We start from the raw sequence: 3,375 nt of genomic DNA, 5'->3' as shown, positions 1-3,375 counted from the left end.
AGAATATAAAGCCGTTCGCAAGTAATGCTTCTCCCCGATATCCCGATGCTTTGACCGATCTCATAATTTCAATGTCCTCTACAACCTTATCTCTTACCTGCTCATGCCATTGGTTCTCTTTATAATTCTCCGCATTGAAAAGCATGAACTGCCCGCTGGCAGCTGAAAAGGCCGGGCTTTTAGATAAACGTACTAATCTCAAAGGCAGCAGGTTTAAAAGCACGAAATGCATCAACGGCACGATCATCTGTTCTCCCCAGGTGATCATGACCTGATTCGTAAATAAGCTTAAGAGATCGAGCCGGTAAAACTTCATCCGGTGAACGGTATTGTTCAACAATCCATCGGCAACGGTTTCATCCGCATCAAGGAACATTAAGAATTTCCCTTTAGCTTCTTCTGCCAATTGATGACAAGCGTAATTCTTTCCCAGCCACTCTTTAGGAAGTGGTTTACCTGATACAACCCGGAAGCGATTATCGGAATCGGCAAACTCTTTGCAGACCCGGAATGTCGCGTCGGAAGAATGATCGTCAAGGACTACAACTTCATAATTGCGATAATTTTGGTCACGGATGGATTGAAGCAAGTTTAAGATATTCTTTTCCTCATCTCTGGCAGGAATGAGAATAGAGATTAAATCATCATAATCGCGCGGAGAATTGGTAAGCTTTGGATTGGAAATAAAATTGAACAGCGTTACAGTAAACCGAAGTATGAGGAAAAGAAAAATAAAATAGATCAGTATCATAGTTATACCTCGTTCGCGCTCTGAGTCTGGCGCGATGCTTCAAAATGTTTGTTGTAAGCGCTTTTAATTAGCTGAAGGCTCGTGAATTCGGATCCTTCCCAATTTTGCAGATAACAATTTACAGTCGCTTTGCGATGTTCGAAATAATCAACGAAAGTTGCAGCGAAAATATATTGAAATTTCCGTTTTGAACTGTTTATCATGTTCATTAAGCCCTTTTCAAATTTTATATCTTGAGTATGATTTGAATAAAGCTTGCCTTGCGGAAATATCAGCACTAAATTTTCAGCGTCATTTAATAAACGGCCTGCGTATTCAAGTGTTTCGATTATGCTCCGTGAATTTTTCTTTACAGAGAAACCTCCAAGATATTTCAGGAACCAAACCTTCTTATAATTCTCCTCGGTAATCATCACATGGAATTTCTTTTTGAAATAGAGTTTATTAATTTGAAAGATCACGAAGCCATCCCACCAGGAGAAATGATTGGCTAGAAGCAGTATAGCCTTGTCTTTCTGGAACCCTACCTCATTAAATTCCATTTTTCTGAAATCAGAATTTATTATGCGGCTGATATACCAGGAGAAGAAGGAGTGGATGAGTTTGTTTTGGCGGGGTTCAAGCATTTATTTTTGGTAGTTTTTTTATTACTTCTGTTAGTCCCGACCACGACATCAATAGAGGATGTCTTTGCGAGTGCAACGAAGCAATCTCTGCTTTTTCAATTGTTGGTTAAATAGATTGCTTCGTCGTACCTCCTCGCAAGGACATCTTCTAAAATACTAAGATAGAATTTCCGCGGAATACCCCGTGGCCCTGCTCTCTTTATCTAATCAAACCATCAACAATCTTAGCAGAAAGCAATGCCAATGGAATCCCTCCCCCCGGGTGCACGCTCCCTCCCGCAAAATACAAGCCTTCTATCTTTGAAGAGAAGTTGGCATGTCTTAAAAATGCCGCAAACTGATTATTCGAGCTGCTGCCATATAAAGATCCCTGGTAGGAAAAACTTTGTGAATCTATTTTGCGCGGATCCAGGATTTGTTCCGATAATATCAGGCTAGCGATGTCTGTCTTTAGAATACGGGATAATTTAGATAGAATATTACTTCGGGCAGCCTGGATCAATTCATCCCAGTCTTGTCCCGAATTTGATGGAACGTTGATCATGGTAAACCAGTTCTCACATCCTGCCGGAGCATCATTCTCTTCCCTCTTTGAACTGATGTTGAGATAAATCGTCGGATCATTAGAGATGTTCTTATCCTGCCAGATATGATGAAATTCTTTTTCGTAATCTTCTGTGAAGAATATATTATGCAGATCCAGTTCTTCAAATGTCTTATTTACGCCCCAGTAAAATATCAGCGCGGAACTGCTTCTTTCCTGCTGGAGAATTCTTTCCGGAGCTTTAATATCCTTAAGTAACTTTCTGTAAGTATACCAGATATCCATGTTCGACACCACCATGTCAGCTTCATGTGTAACCTCCCCGACTTTCACTCCGCTTATCTTCTTGCTGCTTAATCCAATTTCATCCACATAGGTATTGAAATGAAATTTTACCCCGCAATCTATCGCCAGATTGGTCAATGATTTTACAATTGAATACATCCCGCCCTCCGGGAAATAAGCACCGAAATACTGCTCGAAGTGGGGGATCACATTTAAGGTTGCTGGAGCTTGATAAGGATTAGAACCATTGTAAGTTGCATAGCGGTTAAACAAACGAATAGTTTTCGAATCTTTAAACCTTGCAGAATTTGAATCATTCATCGTTCTGAAGGCATCAATCTGAGAGAACTGCAGCAGCGATTTTACCGTGGTCCAGTTAAAGTATTTTTTCCATTGATGAAGTGACCTCTGCAGGAAAACCGGATCAGTGATTTGATAGATTTTCTCACTTTGATCCAGGAACTTTATGACGGATTCAGCTGAATCAGAGGTGGCATCTTCAACTTCAGATGCAAAGCGCTCCCTATCGGAATAAGCATTTAAACGTGTGCCGTCTTCAAAAAAGTATTTGCAAATCGTATCAAGGCGCTCATACCGGAAATAGTCGCAGGGATTTTTACCCGCCAGCGTAAAAAGCTCATCGACGTATTGAGGCATCGTAAACAAACTGGGGCCTGCATCGAAACGAAATTCTCCTGACCGGATTTCGGATAGCTTGCCGCCTGGCGAAGATGCCGTTTCAAACACCTCTACCGAATATCCTTTTATAGCCAGTCTGATGGATGTAGCGATACCGGCTAAACCGGCCCCGATCACTATTACTTTCTTTAAATTCCCGGTCATATGGTTTGGGAGAAATCGTTTGTCCTTTATTTAAGTACGTTCAGCACATCGAATAACTTTTGTCGCGCAGTTGAACTGCTTCCGCTATAATTATTCATCATAATTGAAAATACCAAAGGAGCGCCACCGGAACTGGTTTGATACCCTGTGTAGGCAATGACATCGCTGATGCTGCCGCTTTTCATCCTCATATTATTATACACAGGAAGGCTTTCATAAAAGCTGCTGAACCAAGGCTCCCTCTTTACAGATTGTAAAATCTGTGCCATCGCCATGGTCGTAATCCGGTTTGCGGGCGATAAACCACTCCCATCATAAATGTTCAT

The 3,375-nt window shown here is 41.3% G+C and carries 4 protein-coding genes; all 4 read right to left on the bottom strand.

Annotation, left to right across the window (positions count from 1 at the left end):
• Positions 1 to 751, bottom strand: a 751-nt coding sequence (locus WBJ10_RS12210; protein WP_424290676.1) for a glycosyltransferase, incomplete at its 3' end; no start/stop codon positions are given.
• Between the two features lie 2 nt (positions 752 to 753).
• Positions 754 to 1,377 carry a lysophospholipid acyltransferase family protein gene (locus WBJ10_RS12205; protein WP_424290674.1) on the bottom strand — a complete coding sequence of 208 codons (624 nt, stop codon included), beginning with the start codon at positions 1,375 to 1,377 and terminating at the stop codon, positions 754 to 756.
• Between the two features lie 199 nt (positions 1,378 to 1,576).
• On the bottom strand, positions 1,577 to 3,049 hold the full coding sequence (crtD, locus tag WBJ10_RS12200; protein WP_424290672.1) for a 1-hydroxycarotenoid 3,4-desaturase CrtD: 1,473 nt from the start codon (positions 3,047 to 3,049) through the stop codon (positions 1,577 to 1,579).
• 26 nt (positions 3,050 to 3,075) lie between these two features.
• Positions 3,076 to 3,375 (bottom strand): D-alanyl-D-alanine carboxypeptidase (locus WBJ10_RS12195; RefSeq protein WP_424290670.1); only part of this gene is annotated, 300 nt, incomplete at its 5' end.

Source organism: Daejeonella sp. (assembly GCF_049655485.1).
GTDB lineage: Bacteria > Bacteroidota > Bacteroidia > Sphingobacteriales > Sphingobacteriaceae > Daejeonella.
This window is presented reverse-complemented; position numbering and strand designations above follow the sequence as displayed.